Genomic DNA, 22,424 nt, shown 5'->3' with positions numbered 1-22,424 from the left:
AAACCGATCAGAGCTGGTCAGAGATGTTCCGGAACGGACGGCGAGGGCCGGAGAGTCCTTGACTCCCCGGCCCTCGCCATTCCGTACCGCCGGTCCCGGTCAGCTCGCCGGAACCACCTCCGGCGCCTCGCCGTCCTCGGGGGCACCCTTCGCAATGTCACGCTCGGTATCGGCTTTGGCCTTGACCGAGGCCTCGGTCGGCGCCTGCCAGCCACCCGCCGGGGCGTGTGCCGCGTCCCGCCACCACGGCTGCGCCGGAACGTCCTCCCCGCCGGGCTCGAACGGCTGCCCCGGCCGAGGCAGGGCGACCGGCGCCCCCGCGGCCCGCGCGGCGGCCAGCGTGCCCTCGCCCGGCTCCACCCACGCGTGCGTGGCGAGGTTGAAGGTGCCCCAGTGGATCGGCAGCAGGACCCCGGTCGGCTCACCGCCCTGAAGGTCGAGATGGGCGCGCACGCCCTCCTCGGGCGTCATGTGGATGTCGGGCCAGAAGTCGGAGTACGCACCGATCTGGATCATCGTCGCGTCGAACGGGCCGTGGTCGGCGCCGATCTCCTTGAAGCCCTCGAAGTAGCCGGTGTCACCGCTGTGGTAGATCCGGTGCCGCTCACCCTCGACGACCCAGGAGGCCCAGAGGGTGTGCTGGGTGTTGCGCAGGCCGCGGCCGCAGAAGTGGCGGGCCGGGGTCGCGGTGAGGGTGAGCCCGCCGACCTTGGTCGCCTCGTGCCAGTCCAGCTCGCGCAGCCGGTCGGCGGACACACCCCAGTGCTCCAGGTGGGCGCCGACACCGAGCGGCACGGCGAACAGGGTGTCCGTACCGGCCAGCGCCTTGATCGTGGGCATGTCGAGGTGGTCGTAGTGGTCGTGGGAGATGACGACGACGTCGACCGGACCCAGCGCGGCCAGCGGCAGCGGAACCGGGTGCAGCCGCTTGGGTCCCGCGAAGGCGAACGGTGAGCAGCGGTCGCCCCAGACCGGGTCGAAGAGCACGCGCTGCCCGTCGATCTCGGCGAGCACACTGGAGTGGCCCATCCAGGTCAGCCGCAGGCCCGTGGCGGGCGGCCCGGCCAGATCGGCGAGGGTGGTGGGGTGCACCGGCACCGTGCCCGCGGGGGAACGGCGGGGCCGTTCGTCCTTGTCGAAGAAGACCTTGGCGAAGTCGAGCGCCGAACCCGAGGGGCGGGTCCGCGCGGGGCCGCCGGGGTTCTGGAAGACGCCGTCCTTGAAGTGGGGCGATCTGCGGATGCGCGCCATGCGCTCACCGCTCGGGTCCGCGCCGAAGGCCTCGGGCTGCAGCGCGCGGAGCCCGGAGCGCAGGGAACGGAAACCGGACACGGTACCTCCAGGTGGAGTCGCTGAGGCATTCCATTATGGTCGCCCCCTGCGACAACGCCGCGGCACCCCGGTCGCGGCGGCCGTCAGCTCCGCGTTGACAGGCCACCGCCGGGCTCCCGATACTGACTCGCTGTTCAGTAAAATGCCTCGGACGAGGAGTCCCCATGACCACCCCGGTCCGCCAGACCGCCGCCCCGTTCGTGTCCCTCACCTGGACCGACGACCTCACCGGCCGCCAGGGGTTCCTGGTCGTGGACCGGCTGGTGCGCGGGGTGTGCAGCGGCGGTCTGCGGATGCGCGAGGGCTGCACCCTGGAGGAGGTCACCGGGCTCGCCCGCGGCATGAGCCTCAAGGAGGCGCTGCACTACGACCCGCGGGCCCGCTACGTCCCGCTGGGCGGCGCCAAGGGCGGCATCGACTGCGATCCGCGGGACCCGCAGGCGTACGGGCTGCTCGTGCGGTACCTGCGCGCGGTGCGGCCGTACGTGGAGAGCTGCTGGACCACCGGTGAGGACCTGGGGCTGACCCAGGACCTGGTGGACCGGGCGGCCGCCGAGGCGGGGCTGGTGTCCTCCGTGCAGGCCGTGTACCCGCTGCTCGACGACGAGACGACGGCTCGCGCGCGGCTCGCGGACGCCTTCGCCGTCGAGGTGGACGGCATCGGGCTGGACGAGCTGGCCGGCGGCTGCGGGGTCGCCGAGGCCGTGCTGACCGCACTGGACCGGGCCGGGGTGCCGTACACCGGGACGCGGGTCTCGCTCCAGGGCCTGGGCACCATGGGCGGGGCCACCGCACGCTTCCTCACGCGCGCGGGCCTGTCGGTCGTGGCCGTCGCCGACGTCAAGGGCACGATCGCCAACCCGGCCGGCCTCGACGTGGAGGCACTGCTCGCCGCGCGGGACGGCCACGGAGCCGTGGACCGGTCGGTGCTGCGGCCCGGGGACCGTGAGCTGCCGGGCGACGCCTGGCTGTCGGCGGAGGCGGAGGTGCTGGTGCCGGCGGCCGTGTCGTACGCGATCGGGGTCGAGGAGCAGGAGCGGATCGGCGCCCGGTGGATCGCCGAGGCGGCCAACATGCCGGTCCTGCCCGAGGCGGAGGCGCTGCTGCACGCGCGCGGGGTGAGCGTCCTGCCGGACGTCGTGGTGAACTCCGGGACGAACGCCTGGTGGTGGTGGACGCTGTTCGGCGACATCGGCGCGGACGCCGACGAGGCCTTCGCGTACACCCGCCGCGCGATGCGGACCCTGGTGGAGCTGGTGCTGGCGCGCGCGGAGGCGGACGGCGGCACGCCCCGGGCCGCCGCGCACGCCGTCGCCGAGGAGCGGCTGACGATGATCAAGGAGCGGTTCGGCCGCCACCGCTGAGGCATCGGCGCAGGTCGCGGCCGCTGTGTAGGGTGACGGCGTGGCGAGGGTGCGGTTGAGTGTGGCCGAGCGGCGCGAGGAGCTGCTGCGGGCCGCCATCGGGCAGATCGAGGCGCGGGGCGTGGCGGCGGTCAGGATCGCCGACGTGGCCGCGGCCCTCGGTGTCAGCAACGCGCTGGTCCTCTACCACTTCTCGACCAAGGAGAAGCTGGTCGCGGCCGCGTTCGCGCATGCCGCCGAGGACGACCTGGCGCATCTGCGCAAGCTGCTCGGCCGCCGGACGAGCGCGCTGCGCCGGCTGCGCTCGGCGGTCCGCTGGTACGCGCCCACGGGCCAGGCCAAGGGCTGGCGGCTGTGGATCGAGGGCTGGGCGGTGTCGCTGCGCGAGCCCGCGCTGCGGGAGGTCGCCCGGGACCTCGACCGGGAGTGGAAGGCCGCGCTCACCGAGGTGATAGCGGAGGGCGTGGCGGCCGGCGAGTTCCGCTGCCCGGAGCCGACGGCCACGGCCCTGCGGCTGACCGCGCTGCTCGACGGCTTCGCCGTGCAGCTGACGTCCTACGCCGGAGCGGTGTCCCGGGCCCGTGCCCAGGAGTGGGTCGACGAGGCCCTGGCCCGCGAACTCGACCTGGCACCGGGCACGTTGAACACCAAGGAGCGCCGGGCGGCGGGTCCGGCCTCCCGGCCACTCTCCCGGACCGACGACCGGCCACGGCCTGGCGCGTAGGCCTCCGGCCGGGCGGTGCGGGCCTGACCGGCATGGCGGGCCCCCGATCGCCGGCGTGCGCCTGTCCGGCACGGCGGCCCCCGGACCAGCGGCGTCGGCCTGACCGACGGCGTAGGACCTGTCCAGCTCGGTGGGCCTCCGGCCCGGCTGCCTGGCCCTGACCGACACGGCGGGCCCCCGACCGGCGGCACGGGCCTGACCGAAACGGCGGGCCCCGACCGGCGGCACGGGCCTGACCGGCTTGGGTGTCTCCGGCCCGGCGGCGCAACCTGACCGGCGTAGTGGGCCCCCTGCCCGACGGCGTGGCCCCGACCGACGGCGTTGCCCTGCCCGACGGCGCAGCCCCGACCGACGGCGTGGCCCCGACCGGCAAGGCGGGCCCCTTGCCCGGCAGGTAGAGCCGGGCAGCGCGCCACGCCCCCGGTGCCGATCCCGGGGCCGTTCCCCGGCGGATCATGCCGGAGGCTCGGTGGGCGGGCCTGGGGCCCGGCACGTCCGCGTACGCCGGCCCGACGGTCAGATCAGTTCGTAGACGGCCGTCACCGTCACCGTCGCCCGGATCTCGCCCGGCGCGACCGGCACGCCGCCGGCGGCGGCGGAGATGTCCGAGGCCTGGGACATCGGGCGCGGGTAGCCCACGGAGTCCTCGCTGAGCGAGACCAGCCGGCCCAGCTCCTGCCCGCTGAGGCGGGCGAACTGCTCGGCCCTGGCGCGGGCGTCGTCGTGCGCGGCCTCCCGCGCGCGGGCCTGGAGCGGCACGGGGTCGGAGACCTCGAAGACCACGGAGGAGATCCGGCCCGCGGCGCCGGTGGCGTCGGTGACGGCCTGGAGCACCGCGCCGGTCCGCTCCACCTCACGGACCTTCACGGAGAAGGCCTGCGCGGCCTGGTAGCCCTTCAGCCGGGAGCTGCCGCCGGCCTCGTCGTAGACGGGGTGGAGGGAGAGGTGGTCCGTGCGGACGTCCCGTTCGGCGACGCCCTGGGCGCGGACGGCGGACAGCAGCGCGGCCGCCGCCTTGTTCTGCGCGTCGAGCGCCGCCTGCGAGGTCGGGCCGGACGCCTCCACGGCCGCGGCGACGACCGCGAGGTCCGGATGGGCGGTGGCGCTGCCCTCGCCGGTCACGGTGACGGTGGCCGGGGTGGGGGCGACGCGCGACGCGGCGGGATGGGCGGGCAGCGCGGTCGCGGCGGGCGCGGCGACGGCCGGCAGCCCGAGGGCGAGGAGGGAGACGAGGGCCGCGGCGACGGGCGTACGGGTGGGGCGCATGCGGAACCGGTCCTTCGAAGGGGCGGACGGGGAGGGTGTGCGGTCATCCCAGCACCCGGACCCGCGCGCGCCCGCGCACCACTCCCGTCCGATCACCTCACTGGTGGAGCGGCCGGCCGCACGACACCGCGGCCGGCCACCCCGTCCGGTCCTGCCGGAGACCGGCACCCGCCCCGTCGGGGCGAGGCCGGCACCGGCTCAGGCGACCGACCGGATCCGCATCCGGATGTCCTCGGGGGACAGCCTGCCCTTGGCGGTCACATGGTCGCCCGAGGACTCCCCCCGCAGCCGGCGTCCGATCCACGGCACCAGGTACTCGCGCGCCCAGTGGACATCGTCCCTGCGCACCTCGAGGGTGCCGCGCGGCGGGAGCGCCGGCCAGGACTGCTCCGGGTCGGCGGGCACCTCGAGGCCGAGGACCTGCCCGGCCCGGAGCGCCACACGCGTGTGTCCCTCCGGGGAGAGGTGGAGGCGGTCGCCGTCCCAGGCCCGGCGGTCCTGCACGGACCGCAGGGACCACAGGTCGAGCACCGGGCAGCCGTACCGGTCGGCGATGGCGCGGACGTGCCCGTTGTAGGTGGCGATCTTGCCGCGCAGGTGCTTGAGCACGGGGACGCCACGGGTGTCGAAGCCGGTGGTCACCAGGACCGTGCCGGACACGGCGGTCAGCGCCGCGACGGCGCGCTCGAAGCGCTCGGCGACCTCGTCCGGGTCGGTGCCGGGCCGGATGATGTCGTTGCCGCCCGCGCAGAAGGAGACAAGGTCGGGGGCGAGTTCGACCGCTTGCGGAAGCTGGTCCTCCATGACCTGGTCGAGCAGTTTGCCGCGCACGGCCAGGTTCGCGTATCGGAAGTCGCCCTCGGGCCGGCGGTCCGCGAGGAGTACCGCGAACCGGTCGGCCCAGCCGACGAACGCCCCGTCGGGGCCAGGGTCGCCGACGCCCTCGGTGAAGCTGTCCCCCACCGCCACGTACGACCCGATCACTGATCTGTTGTCATTCTTCGAATCGTCTGCCACGGCAGATCATGATTCACCTTCGAATGTGACTTACGCGACCGTAGGAAGGGGTTGACGGGCGGTGAGATAAGCCACTCCTAAAGAGTTTGCCAATCAGGGAATAAGGGACCAGGCCCGGAAACCGTTGATCCGGAAGTGGCTCCAGGTGGTGCGGAACGCGAAGTGCCCGCCGGTGTACGGCTCCGGGTCGCGGTGGTCGAAGACGAGCCGCCCGTTGTTCCACCACCGCACCGTCGAGCCGTCGGAGACGATCCGGACCCGGTTCGGCTCGTTGGCGACCAGCAGCGGCTCCGTGTAGTCGTAGAGCAGCGGCCGCACCCCCGCCTGGCCGACGTAGCGGCGCAGTCGGGTGGTGGTGTTGGTGTTGGCGCCGTAGCCGACGTAGTAGGTCTTCAGGTAGTCGTACTCGGCGAGCGCGCCGCCGCGCGGGGTGGCGAAGAGGTCGTCCGGGGAGCGTACGTCGACGGCGTTCCAGAAGTTGTTGAGGTCCGAGACCCGGTCGTTGACCCCGCCCGCGGAGACGGGGGTGGCGGTGTACTCGATGACGTAGGGCCCTTCGAGCCGCTTCCTGAACCAGATCGTCGCACCGGCGGGCACGTCGACCTCCAGCGTCCCGCGCGAGGCCGTGACGGTCCCGCCCCGCTCCAGCTCGACGGCCCACTGTCCGAGGCCGCGGCGGAAGTCGTCGCGGGCGATCAGCCGGCGGTGGTGGGGCGCGGCGCTCGCGGGGCCTGCCGGGGCGAGGGCGGTCAGGGCGGCGCCGGCGGCGAGGGCTCCGAATGCTCTACGCGTGGTCGTCACGTCGGTGTGCTCCTTCGGGAAGGGTGATCGCGGGCCTGGAAACGCGGCGGGTCTCGGTGCCGAGGTAGTAGTCGGTGTACGTCGACTGGAGATAGCCGCGCACGGTCCAGCCGAGGCGGTGGGCGGGGTTCTGGGCGAGGGTGTAGAGACGCGTGCCGGTCGGCTCGGTGGTGGTGTAGAGGCGCAGGGCGGTGTGGTCGGCGGTCTCGGCGAGGATCTCCTCGCGCCAGTCACCGAGGACGTCGCCGTAGAACGGGGTGGCGTTGCGGGCTCCGGAGACGACGCCCGGCGGATCGAAGACCGTCGTACTGGTCTCGGTGGCCGGGTCCCACTTCTCGACGCGGGTGAAGTCGAGAAGTTCTGACGCCTTGTCACCGTCCCACCAGATACGGAAGTTGACGCTGGGAGTGGTGGTGGAGACCTTGCCGTCCTGGACGTTGAAGACGCCCGCGCCGGGCCGGGTCACGTCGGCGGTGGACGTCCAGTACTCGTAACCGCGGTGGTCCGGGTCGATGTCCGCGGCGTTGCCGCGGCCGGTGTCGAGGTCGGCGTCGCTCACGGGGCTCGTCGGGTGCGCGCCCGTCACCAGCCGCTCGCCGGTGTCGGCGTCGTAGTAGTACCAGGGGAACGCGGAGACGATGCCGAGCTCGGACTGCTGGATGGCGAAGCCCTCCAGGCCGGGCCGGTCGGGGTCGAGGTCGGCGATGTCGAAACGGTCGCCGTGGATGGCCCGGTCGACGACGTAGCGCAGCGTGCCGTCGCTGTTCACGACGTAGTTGCCGTCGGCGATCTCGTCCTTGCCGTCCCCGTCGACGTCGACGGTGCGGATCTGGTGGAAGCCGGTCGCTCCGGTCGCCGGGTCCACGACGTACTTCCAACGGCGGGTGAGATCGGTGCCGTTGAAGTCCCAGGTCTGGAACAGGACCCGGAACGCGCCGCGCCTGGCCCCGACCCGGGTGACCAGCTTGGTGACCAGGCTCGGGTGTTCGCCGTCGAGGTGGGCGATGCCGAAGTGGCCGCCGGAGGGGCCGTCGGCGACGAAGTCGTCGGGGACGGGCTGCCGGGTCCGCTCGGTGCCGGTGGCGCCGTCGATCACCGACACGAACTGGTTCGCGGGCGAGGCGGCGGTGACCTGGGAGCCGTCGGCGAAGGTGGTCCCGGCGGCGGTGTGCGCCAGCACTTCTGCGCGGCCGTCGGAGTCGAGGTCGTAGACGGTGACGTTGTCGTCGTTGCGGTAGCCGCCGATCGCGGTGGAGCCGCTGATCGCGGCGGGAGCCGGGTCGTTGGCGCCGTTGCCGCCGGCCTGGGTGTAGGAGCCGGGGCCGAGGTCGACCCGCCAGAGCCGTGCGCCGGTGAGGGTGTACGCCTCCAGCAGGTCGGGCCGGTCACGGGTCCCGGAGAGCCGGCTGACGACGAGTTCGTACCGTCCGTCGCCGTCGAGGTCGCCGGGCCAGGCGTGCTGCACGGTGTAGCCGTCGGCGGCGGCCAGCGGGATCTGCGCGTAGCCGTGGGCGAGGTCCAGGGCGGGGGAACTCGGCCCGCGCTCCTTGCCGTCGACGATCGCGCGCACGGTGTACGTGCCGGTGCCGGGGGTGGTGTCCCGATAGGTCGTCGACCGGCGCACCGGTGTCCGGTTCAGGCGCCGGCCGTTCTTGTACACGTCGAAGGCGATCGCGTCGCCGTACCGGGCGTACTCGGTGCCCAGCAGGCGCCAGCTCAGGAAGGTGCCGCCGCTCGCGGACGGTACGGCGACCAGGCCGCGGTCGAGGTTCTCGACGACCCGGCGCGGCGGGTCGGCGGCGGCATGTCCGGCCGGCGCGGAGACCAGTCCGGCCAGCAGGGCGGCGGCGGTGACGGCGACCGTTCTTCGGCGTGGGGCGGAAAGGGGCACGGGACCTCCGTAGGCGAGGGGCAGAAAGCGCTTGCTCCCTGACGGGGATCACTGTGTCCTCACCTTGACCGGCCTGTCGACGGTGCGGGAAGGGATGCCATACGACCGCAATGAAACGATCATGAACGCGCACCGTCGCACACACTCCCCCACCGACGCCCCCCGCCGAGCCCCGCGGACACACCGAAGGCCGGACCCGGGGATCGGGGTCCGGCCTTCGGTGGCGTGTCAGGCAGGTGTCGGGCAGGGGTGGAGCGGAGGATCAGCCGACCGAGACGCCGTGCGAGCGGAGGTAGGCGACCGGGTCCACGTCCGAGCCGTAGTTCGGCGTGGTGCGGATCTCGAAGTGCAGGTGCGGGCCGGTCACGTTGCCGGTCGCGCCGGAGAGGCCGACCTGCTGGCCCGCGGACACGGTCTGGCCCGCCGAGACGGAGAGCGAGGACAGGTGGGCGTACTGCGCGTAGTGGCCGTCGTTGAGCCTGATGACGACCTGGTTGCCGTACGCGCCGCCCCAGCCCGCGGAGACGACGGTGCCCGCGGCCACGGCCTTGAGGGAGGTGCCGGTCGGGACGACGAAGTCGACACCGGTGTGGTAGCCGCTGGACCACATGCTGCCCGACAGGTGGTACGGGGTGCCGACGGCGCCACTGGCCACGGGCAGGCTGAAGCCGCTGGAGCTCTGGGCGGCCGGGGTGGTCGTGTTCGCGCTCGAGGACTCGGCGGAGGTGGAGGGCTTCGAGGCCTCCGACGACTGCGCGGCCTTCGACGACTGCGACGACCGGGAGGACTGCGAGGGCTGCGAGGACTTCGCGGACGAACCCGACGACTTGGCGGACGAGGAGGAGCCGGTCGAGCCGGTCGCACCGGACGAGGACGAACCGGTCGTGGCCTTCTTGCCGATCGACAGCTTCAGGCCCGGGTGGATCAGCGACGGGTCGGTGCCGACGGCCGCCCGGTTGTCCTGGTACAGCCGCTGCCAGCCGCCGCTGACACTCTGCTCGTCGGCGATCTTCGAGAGGTAGTCGCCGGACCGCACGGTGTAGGTCCTGCTGCTCGTCGTGGCCGACTTGTGCGCCACCGGAACCGATTCCGCGGCCTTTTCCGGAACGGACGCCGAGACCGCGTTCACGGCGGACCCGGAAACGGACTGGGCGGCCGACTGAGAAACGGACTGGGCGGTGGCCGCGTGGGCGCCGGTGGCCCCCATGAGCGGGAGGGCGAGCGCGGCTCCGCCGGTTCCGGCGACGGCTATGGAGCGGGTGAAGCGCTGGGGCTTCGGACGGCGGTGCTTACCCTTCGCGGGCATGGCGAATTCCTCTCCGGCGCCTGCGAGGTGAGCTGTCGGGTGCGGACTGGAGATGTCCGGTCGTGCCGAGGCACGGCTTTACCCCAAGCCTGTTCCGGGACCGGAACAGGCGTTTCTACCTGTGGGTCCCCCGCTCCTGCCGTTCGGGTGGGTGTGCGGTCCCCGGACGGCGGCAGGATTGGGCGTCCGTCCGGATTGGTCTGGAACGTAGGCGACCACGACGCACAGGGACAAGCAGAGGTTGTGCCGCTGGGGCCTTTCTCTTGATCCGCTGTGAAATATCCCGGTGACGCTCCGTATTCCGAAAGCGCCTTTTCCCACCTAACACCCCGGAAAAGCATGCGAATTACGTGGACATGACGGGCGACGCACGGTCACCGATATGACGCTGCTCACCCGACCGCGCTCCAGGATCCTTTATTCCAGAGCGAGTTGTAATGAAGCATCCAATTCGGACAGAACACTCAGATGCGACGCAGCCGGACAACCGCCGCATCGAGGTCGCCCCGCAGTCCGGTGCGCAGCCCGTGGTGCAGCAGCACCGCACCCCGATGGATTTCTCCCGTTTCGCGACATTCGTATGACGCCGTCGGGTCGAGGCCGCGCAGCCGCAGCGCCGGGACGGGCTCACCGAAGCGCTGCGCCTGGAGCCAGGCGAGGACGACGGTCTCGTCGCCGCGGACGTACTGCACGGCGCTCAGCCCGCCCGCCGGGGGCCGCAGCCGGTAAAGGTCGCCGTGCTGCACGACCGGCCGGATCTCCTTGTAGAGGTCCACCCATCGCCGGGCCTCGGCCAGCTCCTCCGCACTCCACTCGGAGAGGTCCCCGCCGACGCCGAGCACCCCGGCCATGGCACTCACGAACCGGAAGCGCAGCGAGCTGACCCGCCCGTTGAGCTGCGTGTTCGGACTGTCGGTGACCCAGGCGGCCATCACGCGGGCGGGGTGGATCTGAGTGAAGCCGTGCTGGATGTCGAGCCGGTCCAGCGGGTCGGTGTTGTCGGAGGTCCACACCTGGTCGGTACGGCTCAGCACGCCGAGGTCGATGCGTCCGCCGCCGCCCGAGCAGGACTCGAAGGCGACACCGGGGTGCGCCGCCCGCAGCCGGTCCAGCAGGGCGTACAGGGCCCGGACGTGGTCGACCCACAGGCGCTGCGGGTAGGGGTCGTCCGGCCAGCCCGCGTCGGTGAAGCAGCGGTTGAAGTCCCACTTGACGTAGTCGACGGGGGCGCTGGAGAGGAGCCCGTCGAGCTGCTCCCAGAGGTACTCCTGGACATCCTCGCGCGCCAGGTTGAGCATGAGCTGATTACGGAATTCCGTCCGCTTTCGTCCCGTTTGGAACTGCACCCAGTCGGGGTGCGCCCGGTACAGCTCGCTGTCCGGGTTGACCATCTCGGGCTCGACCCAGATGCCGAACTGCATCCCGAGGGCGTGCACCTGGTCGGCGAGCGGCTTCAGACCGTGCGGGAAGCGGTCGGGGTTGGGCCGCCAGTCGCCGAGTCCGGCCCGGTCGCTGGTGCGGGCCCCGAACCAGCCGTCGTCGACGACGAACAGCTCGACGCCGATCTCCGCGGCCCGCCGGGCCAGGGTGGCCTGCTGCTCCTCGGAGATGTCGAAGAAGGTGGCCTCCCAGGAGTTGAACAGCACCGGCCGGTCCTGCTCGGCGTCCGGGACGACGTGGGCGCGCTGGTAGGCGTGCCAGGCGCGGCTGGCGCCGCCGAAACCGCCGTCGCTCCACAGGCCGGCGAAGAGGGGTGCGGTGAAGGACTCACCCGCCGCGAGCCGCAGCAGGCCGGAGTCGTCGTAGCCGGCGCCGCCGGTGATCTGCACCCGCGCGTCCGGGAGTTGCGCGACGGCGATCCGCCAGGAGCCGGACCAGCCGAGGGCGCAGCCGTAGACCTCGCCGCGCTCCTCGGTCGCGTCGGTGTCGAGGGCGACCCAGGGCAGGTGCTGATGGCCGGTGTGGCCGCGGCGGCTGCCGATGACCTTCTCCCCGTAGGCGAGGGGGGCCCGGACCAGCCGGGACTCGGCGGCCCAGCGGCCGTGCAGCTGGGACAGCCGCCAGCCGTCGCGCTCGGGCAGGGTCCAGGTGGCGGAGTCCGCGCGCAGCAGCTCCTGGGGCTCGTCGCCGTCGTTGCACAGGGTCACCCAGCGCTCCACGACGTCGCCGCGCATCCGGTAGTGCAGGACGACCGTCAGCCCCGCGTCCCCGAACCGCAGCCGCAGCTCGTCGCCGTCGCTCTCGTACGCCTCGAAGGTCCACTCGGTGCCGCGCCGCCCGGCGGTGCGCACGGACAGGGCGGGGCGTACGAAGCGGGGGCCACCCTCGGCCGGGTACTCCTCGCGGCCGTCGAGGTGGGACTCGAACGAGGCGCGGCCTTCGAGCGGGACGCCGGCGAGGGCCTCGGCGTCGGCGAGCGCGATCCTCGGCCCCCAGTGCAGGTGGATCAGCTCGTCGGCCTCGGTGAGGTGGAGGGCATAGCTGCTCGTGGGCCCCGAAAGGAGCCAGGTGCGGCCGCCCTCGGCGATCTCGGGCTTCACGATCTCGGGCTTCAGGGCCTCGGGCTTCACGGTCTCGGGCATCAAACCCCCACTGATTCGAACAGGTACGATCAAGCATCAACATAATCGAGTGCGGGAGGGCCTCCGGGCAACGCCCCTGGACAACTCGTCACCTGCGCAGACGGCGGATTCGCCCGGCTGTGGACAACCCGTTGCCCGAGGAATCCATGTCGTATGGTCGAGGAGGCGTCCCGTCGGTCATCACGAGCCGCGCCGGCGGAGCCCGACTGGGAGGGAACCCCCTTGACGCAGCAGATCCCGTCGACCGAGCCCGAGCTGGCCGGTGTGCGCAACTTCCGTGACGTGGGCGGTCTGCCGACGGTGGACGGGCGGCGGGTGCGGCACGGCGTGCTGTTCCGCAGCGGCCACCTCGCGCACGCGACCGAGGAGGACGCGGCGTTCCTCGCCTCCCTGGACCTGCACACGATCTTCGACTTCCGCAACGCGGCGGACCAGAAGCTGGAGGGTCCGGACGTCGAGCTGCCGGGCGTGCGCAATGTGAATCTGCCGCTGTCGGACCCGGCGGACGGTGCGGAGTTCTGGAAGATGGTCCGCGACGGCGATCTCGACCAGCTGCGCGGGATCCTCGGCGACGGCAAGGCCGCCCTCCGCATGATCACCTCCTACCGCACGATCATGACCGAGCGCACGGCCGAGCACTCCCGGGTGCTGCACGCGCTCGCGGAGGACAGCGTCCCGGCCCTGATGCACTGCGCGGCCGGCAAGGACCGCGCGGGCCTGTCCGTCGCGGTGACCCTGCTCGCCCTCGGCGTGGAGCGCGAGGCGATCGTCGCCGACTACCTGGAGTCCAACGCCAAGCACCGCCGCTACAAGGTGCGCCGCGGCGGCTCGGCGGCCTCCGCGTACACCCCCGAGGTCATGGAGCTGCTCAGCCCGCTCTTCGACGCCCGCGCGGAGTACCTGGCGGCGGCGTTCGAGACCGTCGAGGCGACCTGGGGCGGTGTGGACGCCTACCTGGAGCAGGGTCTCGGACTCACCCCCGCGACCCGGGAGCGGCTGCGCGAGCGGCTCCTCGACTGACGCCGGGCGGGCGCCGAGGAGCCCAAGGTGCCGAGGGCTCCGAGGGCGCTACTGCTTGGCCCCCACCTCGAACAGCAGCCAGATGAACGCCGCGAGGACGTGCCCCACCGCGATGTAGATGATCAGCCGGATCCAGATGCCGCGCGGCAGCCGTTCCTCCGTGTCGCTCATGACGTCTCTCCAGGGATGGGGCCCAGGCACAGCGTGGCCGTGGGGCTCTGCAACAAAGTGTGGACGAAGAGCAGGTCGACGCCGTCGGGGTCCTCGGCGGCGAGGCGGTGCGGGGTCAGCGAGTCGAAGTGCGCGCTGTCCCCGGGCCCGAGCAGCTGCGCGGCGTCCCCGAGGCGCAGTCGCAGCCGCCCCCGCAGGACGTGCAGCCACTCCTCCCCCGGGTGCACCCGCACGATGTCGCCCTGCGAGCCGTGGGGGACGTGCACACGCAGGGCCTGCATGCCCCGTCCGGAGGCACCGGCCTGCCAGTACGTCCAGCCGCCCGCACGGGTCGGCTCCATGTCGGCGGCGCGGACCACGGCGTCCCGCTCGGCGACCGTCTCGCCGAGCAGCTCCGAGACCGTCGTACCGTAGACACGGGCGAGCGCGAGCAGCATCGGCAGCGAGGGCTGGCGCTGTCCGGTCTCCAGCCGGGACAGATGGGCCGCCGACAGTCCGGCGGCGCGGGCGGCGGCCTCCAGGGTGAGACCGGCCCGGCGGCGCAGGGACCGCAGCTGCGGTGCGACGGCGGGCAGGGCCTCGGCCGGTTCCGCCGGGGCGTCGGACGGCCGGGCGGGCCCGTGGGGCGCGGAGTCGGGCGAACTCATACGTCCATTCAGCCCGACCTTTGCCTCTGGGGCAAATTTCTTGCCTCAGAGGCAAATCCCGCCTCCTAGCGGTTGGCCACCGCCTGCTTGATCAGCGTCTTGCCGAAGTCCCACATCAGCCCGTTCCCGCCGTGGGCGTCGTCCATCACCTCGGTGAAGGCGTCCACGAACCGGTCCACGTCCCGTTCGTCGACGACCAGCGGCGGGATCAGCTTGATCACCTCCAGATGGTCGCCGGAGACCTGGGTGAGGATCCGGTGCCGCTGGAGCAGCGGAACGACCACCATCTGGGCGAACAGCCCCTTGCGGGCCGTCTGGAGCATGGCCCAGCGGCTGCGCAGTTTCAGCGACCTCGGCCGGCCGAACTCGATGCCGATCATCAGGCCCCGGCCCCGCACATCGGCGAGCAGCTCGTACTTCTCGGTCAGGGCCGCCAGCCGTGATCTCAGGAGGTCGCCCGTGACGCGGGCGTTCGCGACGATCTGCTCGTTCTCCAGCACCGACAGGACGGCCAGCCCGGCCGCCATGGCCTGCGCGTTGGAGCCGAAGCTCGCCGAGTGGACCAGCACCCGGTCGATCGACGAGAACACCTTCTTGAAGATCCAGTCCTTGCCGAGCGTGGCGCCCACCGGGACATAGCCGCCGGAGAGCGCCTTGGCCACGCAGACCAGGTCCGGCTCGACGCCGTCCTCGTGCTGGTAGGCGTAGAAGTCACCGGTGCGGCCGAGGCCGGTCTGCACCTCGTCGGCGATGAGGAGCGCCTTGTGCCGGTGCAGGAGTTCCTGCGCGGCACGCAGATAGCCGGGCGGGGTCTCGTGCACGCCCTTGCCCTGGATCGGCTCGACGATCAGGGCGGCGACGTCGCCCTTCCTCAGCTCCCGGGCCAGCGCGTCGAGATCACCGAGGGGTACGGCGGTGTCGGGCAGCAGCGGTGCGAAGCCCTCCCGGAAGCCGTCCTCGCCGTTGACCGACAGCGAGCCGGTGGTGAGGCCGTGGAAGGCGTGGTCGCAGTACAGGATCCGCGGCCTGCCGGTGGCCCGCCGGGCGAACTTCAGCGCGGTCTCGACCGCCTCGGTGCCGCTGTTGCCGAAGAACACCCGGTCCAGGTGGGGGCTGTACGTCAGCAGCCGCTCGGCCAGCAGGCCGGGCAACGGCTGGCAGTCGAAGCGGGTGAGGTCGGCGAGCGAGGCGTCGAGGACGTCGTGCAGCGCCTTGCGGACCACGGGGTGGTGGCGGCCCAGGCCCATCACCCCGAACCCGGCGAGCATGTCCAGGTAGTCGTCGCCGTCCGCGTCCCAGAAGTGCGCGCCCTCGGCCCGCTCGTAGACCTTGTCGAAGCCGATGGTGTGCAGCATGCGCGGCAGCTGGTGGTTGAGGTACCTGGTGTGCAGCTCGTAGCGCTCGGCCCCGCGCTCGGCCAGGAGGGCGCCGAGATCGAACTCCTTGGTCATGCGTCTTTCTCCTTGACTGGGCCGGCGGCTCCCCCGGCGGCCAGGCCGGCGCTGATCCGCCCGGCGACCTCGACCGGGGTGAGGCCGATGTCGGCGAGCACCTCGCCCCGTTTGGCGTGGGCGAGGAACTGCTCGGGGATGCCGAACCGCCGTACGGGTACGTCGACTTCGGCGTCCCCCAGGGCCAGCGCCACCGCCGAACCGACCCCGGCGGCACGGCTGTTGTCCTCGACGACGGCCACCAGCCGGTGCTCGGCGGCGAGGCCGGGCAGGGCCGGGTCGACGGGTTTGACCCAACGGGGGTCCACGACCGTGCAGTTCACTCCCCGCGCCTCCAGCAGTTCGGCGGCCTGGAGGCACACCGGCGCCATGACGCCGACGGCCACCAGCAGGACGTCGGGCGCGTCGGCGCGGTGCAGGACGTCCATGCCGCCCACCCGGCCGACCGCCGGGATCTCCGGTCCCACCGACTCCTTCGGGAAGCGGACCAGGGTCGGCGCGTCGTCCACCGCGACCGCCTCCCGCAGCTGGGCGCGCAGCTGGTCGGCGTCGCGCGGGGCGGCGATCCTGAGGCCCGGGACGACCTGAAGGACGGACATGTCCCACATGCCGTTGTGCGAGGCCCCGTCGACACCGGTGACACCGGCCCGGTCCAGCACGAACGTCACCCCGCACCGGTGCAGCGCCACATCCATCAGCAGCTGGTCGAAGGCGCGGTTGAGGAATGTGGCGTAGACGGCGACGACGGGATGGAGTCCGCCGGTCGCGAGGCCCGCCGCGCTGACGGCCGCGTGCTGCTCCGCGATCCCGACGTCCCACACCCGGTCCGGGAACCGCTCGGCGAACGCGCCGAGCCCCACCGGGTGCAGCATGGCCGCCGTGATCGCCACGACGTCCTCGCGCTCCTCGCCGATCCGGACGATCTCGTCGCCGAACACCGAGGTCCAGGAGGGCCCGTTGGAGGGGCTGAGCGGCGCGCAGGTCAGCGGGTCCATCACGCCGACGGTGTGGAAGTGGTCCTCCTCGTGCGCGATCGCGGGCTCGAAGCCGCGCCCCTTCTCGGTCAGACAGTGCACCAGCACCGGGCCGTGGAAGCGTTTCGCGCGTCGGAGCGCCGACTCGACGGCCTTGATGTCGTGCCCGTCGATCGGGCCGACGTACTTCAGCCCGAGGTCCTCGAACATTCCCTGCGGGGCGAAAGCGTCCTTGAAGCCCTTCTTGGCGCCGTGCAGCGACTCGTAGAGCGTGTGGCCCACGACCGGGGTGCGCAGGAGGATGTCCTTGCCCCAGGCCAGCACCTTCTCGTAGCTGTCGGTGGTGCGCAGGGTGGCCAAATGGTTGGCGAGGCCGCCGATGGTCGGCGCGTAGGAGCGCTCGTTGTCGTTGACGACGATGATCAGCGGCCGGTCCTTGGCGGCCGCGATGTTGTTGAGCGCCTCCCAGGCCATCCCGCCGGTGAGCGCGCCGTCGCCGATGACGGCGACGACGTGCCCCTTGTCGCCCTGCACCTGCCGGGCCTTGGCGAGGCCGTCGGCCCAGCCGAGGACGGTGGAGGCGTGGCTGTTCTCGATGACGTCGTGCTCGGACTCCTCCCGGGAGGGGTAGCCCGACAGGCCGCCCTTGCCGCGCAGCTTGGAGAAGTCCTGACGTCCCGTCAGAAGCTTGTGGACATAGCTCTGATGGCCGGTGTCCCACAGGATGCGGTCCACCGGCGACTCGAAGACCCGGTGGAGGGCGACGGTGAGTTCCACCACCCCCAGGTTGGGCCCGAGGTGTCCGCCGGTCCTGGCGACCGCGTGCACCAGGAACTCCCTGATCTCCTCTGACAGTTCACCGAGTTCCGGCTCGGACAGCGCCTTCAGGTCGCGCGGTTGCCGGATGGTCTCCAGGATCGTCACGGTCGGGCCCCCTTCGGTCCGTGCTGTTCATCTCACGGTGACGGCCGGCTCCCCCGCCGCGACGCCGTCCTGCTCCATCTGTTCGGCGATCTTCATCGCCTCCTCGATGAGGGTCTCGACGATCTTCGACTCGGGGACGGTCTTGACGACCTCGCCCTTCACGAAGATCTGCCCCTTGCCGTTGCCCGAGGCGACCCCCAGATCCGCCTCGCGCGCCTCGCCGGGGCCGTTGACGACACACCCCATGACGGCGACGCGCAAGGGCACCTCCATGCCCTCCAGGCCGGCCGTGACCTCGTCGGCCAGCTTGTAGACGTCCACCTGGGCCCGTCCGCAGGACGGACAGGAGACGATCTCCAGGCCGCGCTGCCTGAGGTTCAGGGACTCCAGGATCTGGATGCCGACCTTGACCTCCTCGACCGGCGGCGCCGACAGGGACACGCGGATCGTGTCGCCGACGCCCTGTGACAGCAGCGCCCCGAAGGCCACCGCCGACTTGATCGTGCCCTGGAAGGCGGGACCGGCCTCCGTCACGCCGAGGTGGAGCGGGTAGTCGCACTGGGCGGCGAGCTGGCGGTAGGCCTCGATCATCACGACCGGGTCGTTGTGCTTGACCGAGATCTTGATGTCGCGGAACCCGTGCTCCTCGAAGAGGGACGCCTCCCAGAGGGCGGACTCGACGAGGGCCTCGGGCGTCGCCCTGCCGTACTTCTGGAGCAGGCGGCGGTCCAGCGAGCCGGCGTTCACCCCGATCCGGATCGGGGTGCCGTGGTCCCTCGCGGCCCGCGCGATCTCCTTGACCTTGTCGTCGAACTGCTTGATGTTGCCCGGGTTGACGCGGACGGCGGCGCAGCCGGCCTCGATGGCCGCGAAGACGTACTTCGGCTGGAAGTGGATGTCCGCGATCACCGGGAGCTGCGACTTGCGGGCGATCGTCGCGAGGGCGTCCGCGTCGTCCTGGGTGGGACAGGCGACGCGGACGATCTGGCAGCCGGAGGCGGTCAGCTCGGCGATCTGCTGGAGCGTGGCGCCGATGTCGGACGTGCGGGTCGTCGTCATCGACTGCACCGACACCGGGGCGCCGCCCCCGACCGCCACCTGCCCGACCTGGATCCGCCGCGACACGCGCCGCTCGGCGACCGGCCGGGCCGGCACCTCGGGGACGCCCAGCGAGACAGCGGTCACGGTCTCACTCCCGGTTCCCGGAGACCGTCTCGCGCAGGGCGCGCAGCGACTCCTTCAGCGAGCCCATGGTGGCGAGGACGGCGGTGGGCTCGTAGCCGCAGTGCGCCATGCAGTTGGCGCAGCGCGGGTCCTTGCCGCGGCCGTACTTGTCCCAGTCGGTCTCCTCGATCAGTTCGCGGTACGTCGGCACGTACCCGTCGCTCATCAGGTAGCAGGGGCGCTGCCAGCCGAAGAGGGAGTAGTTCGGGATCGCCCACGCGGTGCACGGGAAGTCGACCTTGCCCTCCAGGAAGTCCAGGAAGAGCGGGGAGTGGTTGAGCCGCCAACGGCGCCGGTTGCCGCCCGAGAAGGCCTTCTTGAACAGCTCGCGGGTCTGCTCCACGCCCAGGAAGTGCTCCTGGTCGGGCGCCTTCTCGTAGGCGTAGGCGGGCGAGATCATCATCTCGTCGACGTGCAGGTCGTCGTTGAGGAAGTTGAGCACCTCGATGATGGTCTGCGGGGTGTCGGTGTTGAAGAAGGTCGAGTTGGTGGTGACCCGGAAGCCGTGCCGCTTGGCCTCCTTGATCGCCGCCACGGCCTCGTCGAAGACCCCCTCCTTGGCCACCGACTCGTCGTGCCGCTCCCGCAGCCCGTCGATGTGCACGGCGAAGGCGAAGTAGGGCGAAGGCGTGAACTTGTCCATCTTCTTGCGCAGCAGCATGGCGTTGGTGCAGAGGAAGACGTACTTCTTCTTGGCGACCAACTGCCTGACGATCTCGTCGATCTGAGGGTGCATCAGCGGCTCACCGCCCGCGATGGACACCATCGGGGCACCGGACTCCAGCACGGCCCCCACGGCCTGGGCGACCGGCATGCGCTGCTTGAGCACGCCCGCCGGGTGCTGGATCTTGCCGCAGCCCTCGCACTTGAGATTGCAGGCGAAGAGCGGTTCCAGCTCCACGATCAGCGGGAACTTGTCCCGCTTGCGGAGCTTCTGTTCAGCGAGGTATGTAGCGACCTTGATGGACTGGCGCAGCGGCATGGCCATTCGGCTCACCTCCGGGGGAGCAGCACATTACGGTGCCATTCGAAGAATGCAGGCAGGACGGAACGAAGGACACGGAAAGCCGATATTCCACCGCGCACCGTGCCGATCCGGACGAGTTCATGTTCTGGAGCGTCCACGACCACCCGGACGGCCGCAACCGGGCGCTCGCCCGGACGGACGGCGCTCAGCAGCGTGGCCGCCGACTCCATGTCGACCGCGATCGCTCCCTTCGCGAGCAGGTCGGCCCGCTCATGGCCGCGGACGACGTGGTCGGAGCCGGTGAGGGGCCCGGTGTGGACGGTGCGCCCGGGCAGGGTGCGCGCGAGTTCCTTGACGAGCAGTTCGGTGCCGACGCACGGGACGGTGCCCCGTGGGTCGCGGGTCTCCTCGGCGACCACCAGGTCGCCGGGGTGCATCCCGGGGGCGAGTCCGGCGCAGAAGCCCGTGGCCAGGACGGCCGCCCCGTCGAGTGCCGGGTCGGCCAGGACCCGGGTGACGGAGCGCTCGGCCGCCTTCGGCCCCATGCCGGAGCGCAGGACGGTGACAGGCCCGCCGGCCCCGCCGCGGTCGCCCATGCGCAGCGCGAGGTGCTCGATGCCGAGCGCGCAGGCGATCAGCAGCGGGGGCAGGGCGGGCCGGGTGCTCATCAGCCCCCCTTGGCCTCTGCGGCGGCCGTGTCGCCGGCGGCCGCCCGGGCCTCGGCGGCGAACGGCTCTCCGTGGACGTACCGGCCGAGTGCGGTCAGCGGGAAGACCTGGCGGTAGAGGTGGTAGTTGATCGAGAAGTCCCAGGGGAAGCCGGTGCCGGTGAACTGCGGCTCGTCCCACGAGCCGTCCTCCCGCTGGGTCTCCGCCAGCCAGGCGACACCGCGTTCGACCGCCTTGGACTCCCGCTCCCCCGCCGCCAGCAGCGCCATCAGCGCCCAGGCGGTCTGCGAGGCCGTCGAGGCGCCACGGGCGCTCCAGCGGGCGGGGTCCTGGTAGGAGCGCAGGTCCTCGCCCCAGCCGCCGTCGTCGTTCTGGACCCGCTCCAGCCAGCTCACGGCCCGGCGGATCGCGGGGTGCCGGGCGGGCAGTCCGGCGGCGGTGAGCGCGGGCACCACCGAGCCGGTGCCGTAGACGTAGTTGACGCCCCAGCGGCCGAACCACGAGCCGTCCGGCTCCTGTTCGGCCAGCAGCCACTCGATGCCGCGCCGGGTGCGCGGGTCGTGGGAGAGTCCCTCGACGGCGAGCATCTCGACGACATGCGCGGTGACGTCCGCCGACGGCGGGTCGATGACCTCACCGAAGTCGCAGAACGGCAGCCGGTTGGGGAACCTGCTGGTGTTGTCGACGTCGAAGGCGCCCCACCCGCCGCCGCGCGACTGCATACCGAGGTTCCAGCGCACCCCGCGCGCGATCGCCCGCTCCATGCGCTGCGGGTCGTGGTGGGCGACCCGGCGCAGTGCCAGGACCACCTCGGCGGTGTCGTCGATGTCCGGGTAGTTGTCGTTGTGGAACTCGAACGCCCAGCCGCCGGGCGGCAGTTGGGGCCGTCGCACCGACCAGTCGCCGGGCCGCACGATCTGCTCGCCGAGCATCCAGTCGGCGGCCTTGACCAGTTGCGGATGGTCGGCCGGGAGGCCCGCGTCGGCGAGCGCGATGGTGGCCAGGCAGGTGTCCCACACCGGCGACTGGCACGCCTCGATCATCCGGGAGCCGTCCTCGCGCCACACGGCGTAACGATCCAGCGACTCCAGGCCCGCACGCATCACGGGGTGTTCGAGGTCGTAGCCGAGCAGGTGCAGGGCGATGATCGAGTACACGGCCGGGGGCTGGATACCGCCCCAGGCGCCGTCGTTCTCCTGCCGCTCGACGATCCAGCGGGCGGCGGAGTTCAGGGCCGACCGGCGCAGTCGGCGCACCGCGACCGTGCGGTAGCCGCGCACCACCTTGTCCAGCCGCTGGAAGAGGCCGTCCCAGGTGTGCACCGGGGCCAGGGGCCTGGGCGGGTTGGGCCGGGCGGGGTCCGTGTGCAGTTCGTCGAGCGGGAACGGCGCCGGGCGCACCGGGCGCTTCGCGGAGACGACGGTGAGCGGGACGATGGTCTGCCGGGCCCAGCAGCCGAAGTTGTAGATGCTGAGGGGGAACCACTTCGGGAAGTAGAGCAGTTCCGGCGGGAGTTCGGGCAGGTCCTCCCACTTCCACCAGCCGAACAGCGCCAGCCAGATCCGGGTGAAGACGCGGGCGGCGGCGATACCTCCCTGGTCGCGGATCCAGGCGGAGGCCCTGGCCATGTGGGGGGCTTCGGGGGCGTCGCCGGCCAGGCGCAGCGCGACGTACGCCTCGATGGTGGCGGAGAGCTGGGGCGGGCCGCCCTGGAAGGTGGCCCAGGTGCCGTCCTCGCGCTGCCGGCCGCGGACGAAGCGGGCGGCGGCCTGGGTGGTGGCCTCGTCACGGATGCCCAGGAACTGGCGGAGCAGCAGGTCCTCGGCGTCCATGGTGACGTTCGTCTCGAGGTCCCCCTTCCACCAGCCCTCGGCGTCCTGCCGGGCGAGCAGATGGTCGGTGGCACGCCGGACCGCGCGGACGGCGGCTTCTTGTCCCCCGGCCGCCACGGGGATGGTGATGTCGGTTTCGCTGGCCGCGGCAGCGCGGGGAGGCAGGGCCGCCCCGGTGCTTCCGTCGGTCGTCGCTGTCATGGCTTCCCCTTCGTGCAGTGTGCATGTCGTTGCTCTGCTGTGGGTCCGCCGTCGGCCGGTGC

At 72.0% G+C, this 22,424-nt stretch carries 18 protein-coding genes and 1 riboswitch; of the genes, 3 read left to right on the top strand and 15 right to left on the bottom strand.

The window, feature by feature from the left end; translation table 11 throughout:
- Positions 1-99: 99 nt before the first annotated feature.
- Positions 100-1,332 carry an MBL fold metallo-hydrolase gene (locus IE275_RS38355; protein WP_189717305.1) on the bottom strand — a complete coding sequence of 411 codons (1,233 nt, stop codon included), beginning with the start codon at positions 1,330-1,332 and terminating at the stop codon, positions 100-102.
- Positions 1,333-1,496: 164 nt separating this feature from the next.
- Here IE275_RS38355 and IE275_RS38350 point away from each other — a divergent pair, with 164 nt between their 5' ends.
- Together IE275_RS38350 and IE275_RS38345 are read left to right on the top strand one after the other, a co-directional pair.
- Positions 1,497-2,696, top strand: coding sequence for a Glu/Leu/Phe/Val dehydrogenase dimerization domain-containing protein (locus tag IE275_RS38350; RefSeq protein ID WP_189717304.1), 1,200 nt, complete (start codon positions 1,497-1,499; stop codon positions 2,694-2,696).
- A gap of 40 nt (positions 2,697-2,736) precedes the next feature.
- Complete coding sequence (locus IE275_RS38345; protein WP_229871034.1) at positions 2,737-3,420, top strand: TetR/AcrR family transcriptional regulator; 684 nt, start codon at positions 2,737-2,739, stop codon at positions 3,418-3,420.
- Between the two features lie 516 nt (positions 3,421-3,936).
- Here the strand turns inward: IE275_RS38345 and IE275_RS38340 are convergent.
- The 6 genes from IE275_RS38340 to IE275_RS38315 all read right to left on the bottom strand — a co-directional run bounded on the left by IE275_RS38340 (position 3,937) and on the right by IE275_RS38315 (position 12,283).
- Complete coding sequence (locus tag IE275_RS38340) at positions 3,937-4,686, bottom strand: SIMPL domain-containing protein (RefSeq protein ID WP_189717303.1); 750 nt, start codon at positions 4,684-4,686, stop codon at positions 3,937-3,939.
- A gap of 198 nt (positions 4,687-4,884) precedes the next feature.
- Entirely contained in the window at positions 4,885-5,670 is a 786-nt protein-coding gene (locus IE275_RS38335; RefSeq protein ID WP_189717334.1) for an SGNH/GDSL hydrolase family protein, read from the bottom strand.
- 126 nt (positions 5,671-5,796) lie between these two features.
- Positions 5,797-6,504, bottom strand: coding sequence for a DUF6250 domain-containing protein (locus IE275_RS38330; protein ID WP_189717302.1), 708 nt, complete (start codon positions 6,502-6,504; stop codon positions 5,797-5,799).
- Positions 6,488-8,395 carry a rhamnogalacturonan lyase family protein gene (locus tag IE275_RS38325; protein ID WP_189717301.1) on the bottom strand — a complete coding sequence of 636 codons (1,908 nt, stop codon included), beginning with the start codon at positions 8,393-8,395 and terminating at the stop codon, positions 6,488-6,490. Before IE275_RS38325 ends, IE275_RS38330 begins: the two co-directional genes overlap by 17 nt.
- Before the next feature lie 262 nt (positions 8,396-8,657).
- Positions 8,658-9,701, bottom strand: a complete 1,044-nt coding sequence (locus IE275_RS38320; protein WP_189717300.1) for a M23 family metallopeptidase — start codon at positions 9,699-9,701, stop codon at positions 8,658-8,660.
- 4 nt (positions 9,702-9,705) lie between these two features.
- Positions 9,706-9,861, bottom strand: a riboswitch (cyclic di-AMP (ydaO/yuaA leader).
- Between the two features lie 304 nt (positions 9,862-10,165).
- Positions 10,166-12,283 carry an alpha-galactosidase gene (locus tag IE275_RS38315; RefSeq protein WP_189717299.1) on the bottom strand — a complete coding sequence of 706 codons (2,118 nt, stop codon included), beginning with the start codon at positions 12,281-12,283 and terminating at the stop codon, positions 10,166-10,168.
- A gap of 222 nt (positions 12,284-12,505) precedes the next feature.
- Here IE275_RS38315 and IE275_RS38310 point away from each other — a divergent pair, with 222 nt between their 5' ends.
- Positions 12,506-13,303, top strand: a complete 798-nt coding sequence (locus tag IE275_RS38310; RefSeq protein WP_189717298.1) for a tyrosine-protein phosphatase — start codon at positions 12,506-12,508, stop codon at positions 13,301-13,303.
- 48 nt (positions 13,304-13,351) lie between these two features.
- Here IE275_RS38310 and IE275_RS38305 read toward each other — a convergent pair whose 3' ends face one another.
- From IE275_RS38305 to shc, 8 genes are all read right to left on the bottom strand, one after another.
- A complete protein-coding gene (locus IE275_RS38305) occupies positions 13,352-13,474 on the bottom strand; it encodes a DUF6126 family protein (RefSeq protein ID WP_189717297.1) in 123 nt (40 codons plus the stop codon).
- Positions 13,471-14,121, bottom strand: coding sequence for a helix-turn-helix domain-containing protein (locus IE275_RS38300; protein WP_189717296.1), 651 nt, complete (start codon positions 14,119-14,121; stop codon positions 13,471-13,473). The genes IE275_RS38305 and IE275_RS38300 overlap by 4 nt, the downstream gene beginning before the upstream one ends.
- A 65-nt stretch (positions 14,122-14,186) precedes the next feature.
- Positions 14,187-15,572 (bottom strand): aspartate aminotransferase family protein, encoded by a 1,386-nt coding sequence (locus IE275_RS38295; RefSeq protein WP_189717295.1) that lies wholly within the window; start codon positions 15,570-15,572, stop codon positions 14,187-14,189.
- Positions 15,569-17,470 (bottom strand): 1-deoxy-D-xylulose-5-phosphate synthase, encoded by a 1,902-nt coding sequence (gene dxs / locus IE275_RS38290; protein ID WP_189717294.1) that lies wholly within the window; start codon positions 17,468-17,470, stop codon positions 15,569-15,571. The genes IE275_RS38295 and dxs overlap by 4 nt, the downstream gene beginning before the upstream one ends.
- Before the next feature lie 27 nt (positions 17,471-17,497).
- Positions 17,498-18,655, bottom strand: coding sequence for a flavodoxin-dependent (E)-4-hydroxy-3-methylbut-2-enyl-diphosphate synthase (ispG, locus tag IE275_RS38285; protein WP_189717293.1), 1,158 nt, complete (start codon positions 18,653-18,655; stop codon positions 17,498-17,500).
- A gap of 4 nt (positions 18,656-18,659) precedes the next feature.
- Complete coding sequence (gene hpnH / locus IE275_RS38280) at positions 18,660-19,682, bottom strand: adenosyl-hopene transferase HpnH (RefSeq protein WP_189717292.1); 1,023 nt, start codon at positions 19,680-19,682, stop codon at positions 18,660-18,662.
- A 5-nt stretch (positions 19,683-19,687) separates the two neighbouring features.
- Positions 19,688-20,329 carry a phosphorylase family protein gene (locus IE275_RS38275; RefSeq protein ID WP_189717291.1) on the bottom strand — a complete coding sequence of 214 codons (642 nt, stop codon included), beginning with the start codon at positions 20,327-20,329 and terminating at the stop codon, positions 19,688-19,690.
- A complete protein-coding gene (gene shc / locus IE275_RS38270) occupies positions 20,329-22,362 on the bottom strand; it encodes a squalene--hopene cyclase (protein WP_189717290.1) in 2,034 nt (677 codons plus the stop codon). Before shc ends, IE275_RS38275 begins: the two co-directional genes overlap by 1 nt.
- Between the last annotated feature and the right edge of the window lie 62 nt (positions 22,363-22,424).

Source organism: Streptomyces phaeofaciens (assembly GCF_014648915.1).
Lineage (GTDB): Bacteria > Actinomycetota > Actinomycetes > Streptomycetales > Streptomycetaceae > Streptomyces > Streptomyces phaeofaciens.
The sequence above is the reverse complement of the archived record's forward strand: the minus strand, read 5'-3'. Positions and strand labels throughout refer to the sequence as shown.

What these genes read in the sequence shown, in the direction of transcription:
- IE275_RS38350 (WP_189717304.1), top strand. Translation starts at nt 1,497, where the DNA reads ATGACCACCCCGGTCCGCCAGACCGCCGCCCCGTTCGTGTCCCTCACC.
- IE275_RS38340 (WP_189717303.1), bottom strand. Translation starts at nt 4,686, where the DNA reads ATGCGCCCCACCCGTACGCCCGTCGCCGCGGCCCTCGTCTCCCTCCTC.
- IE275_RS38320 (WP_189717300.1), bottom strand. Translation starts at nt 9,701, where the DNA reads ATGCCCGCGAAGGGTAAGCACCGCCGTCCGAAGCCCCAGCGCTTCACC.
- IE275_RS38315 (WP_189717299.1), bottom strand. Translation starts at nt 12,283, where the DNA reads ATGCCCGAGACCGTGAAGCCCGAGGCCCTGAAGCCCGAGATCGTGAAG.
- IE275_RS38305 (WP_189717297.1), bottom strand. Translation starts at nt 13,474, where the DNA reads ATGAGCGACACGGAGGAACGGCTGCCGCGCGGCATCTGGATCCGGCTG.
- IE275_RS38300 (WP_189717296.1), bottom strand. Translation starts at nt 14,121, where the DNA reads ATGAGTTCGCCCGACTCCGCGCCCCACGGGCCCGCCCGGCCGTCCGAC.
- IE275_RS38295 (WP_189717295.1), bottom strand. Translation starts at nt 15,572, where the DNA reads ATGACCAAGGAGTTCGATCTCGGCGCCCTCCTGGCCGAGCGCGGGGCC.
- hpnH (WP_189717292.1), bottom strand. Translation starts at nt 19,682, where the DNA reads ATGGCCATGCCGCTGCGCCAGTCCATCAAGGTCGCTACATACCTCGCT.
- IE275_RS38275 (WP_189717291.1), bottom strand. Translation starts at nt 20,329, where the DNA reads ATGAGCACCCGGCCCGCCCTGCCCCCGCTGCTGATCGCCTGCGCGCTC.
- shc (WP_189717290.1), bottom strand. Translation starts at nt 22,362, where the DNA reads ATGACAGCGACGACCGACGGAAGCACCGGGGCGGCCCTGCCTCCCCGC.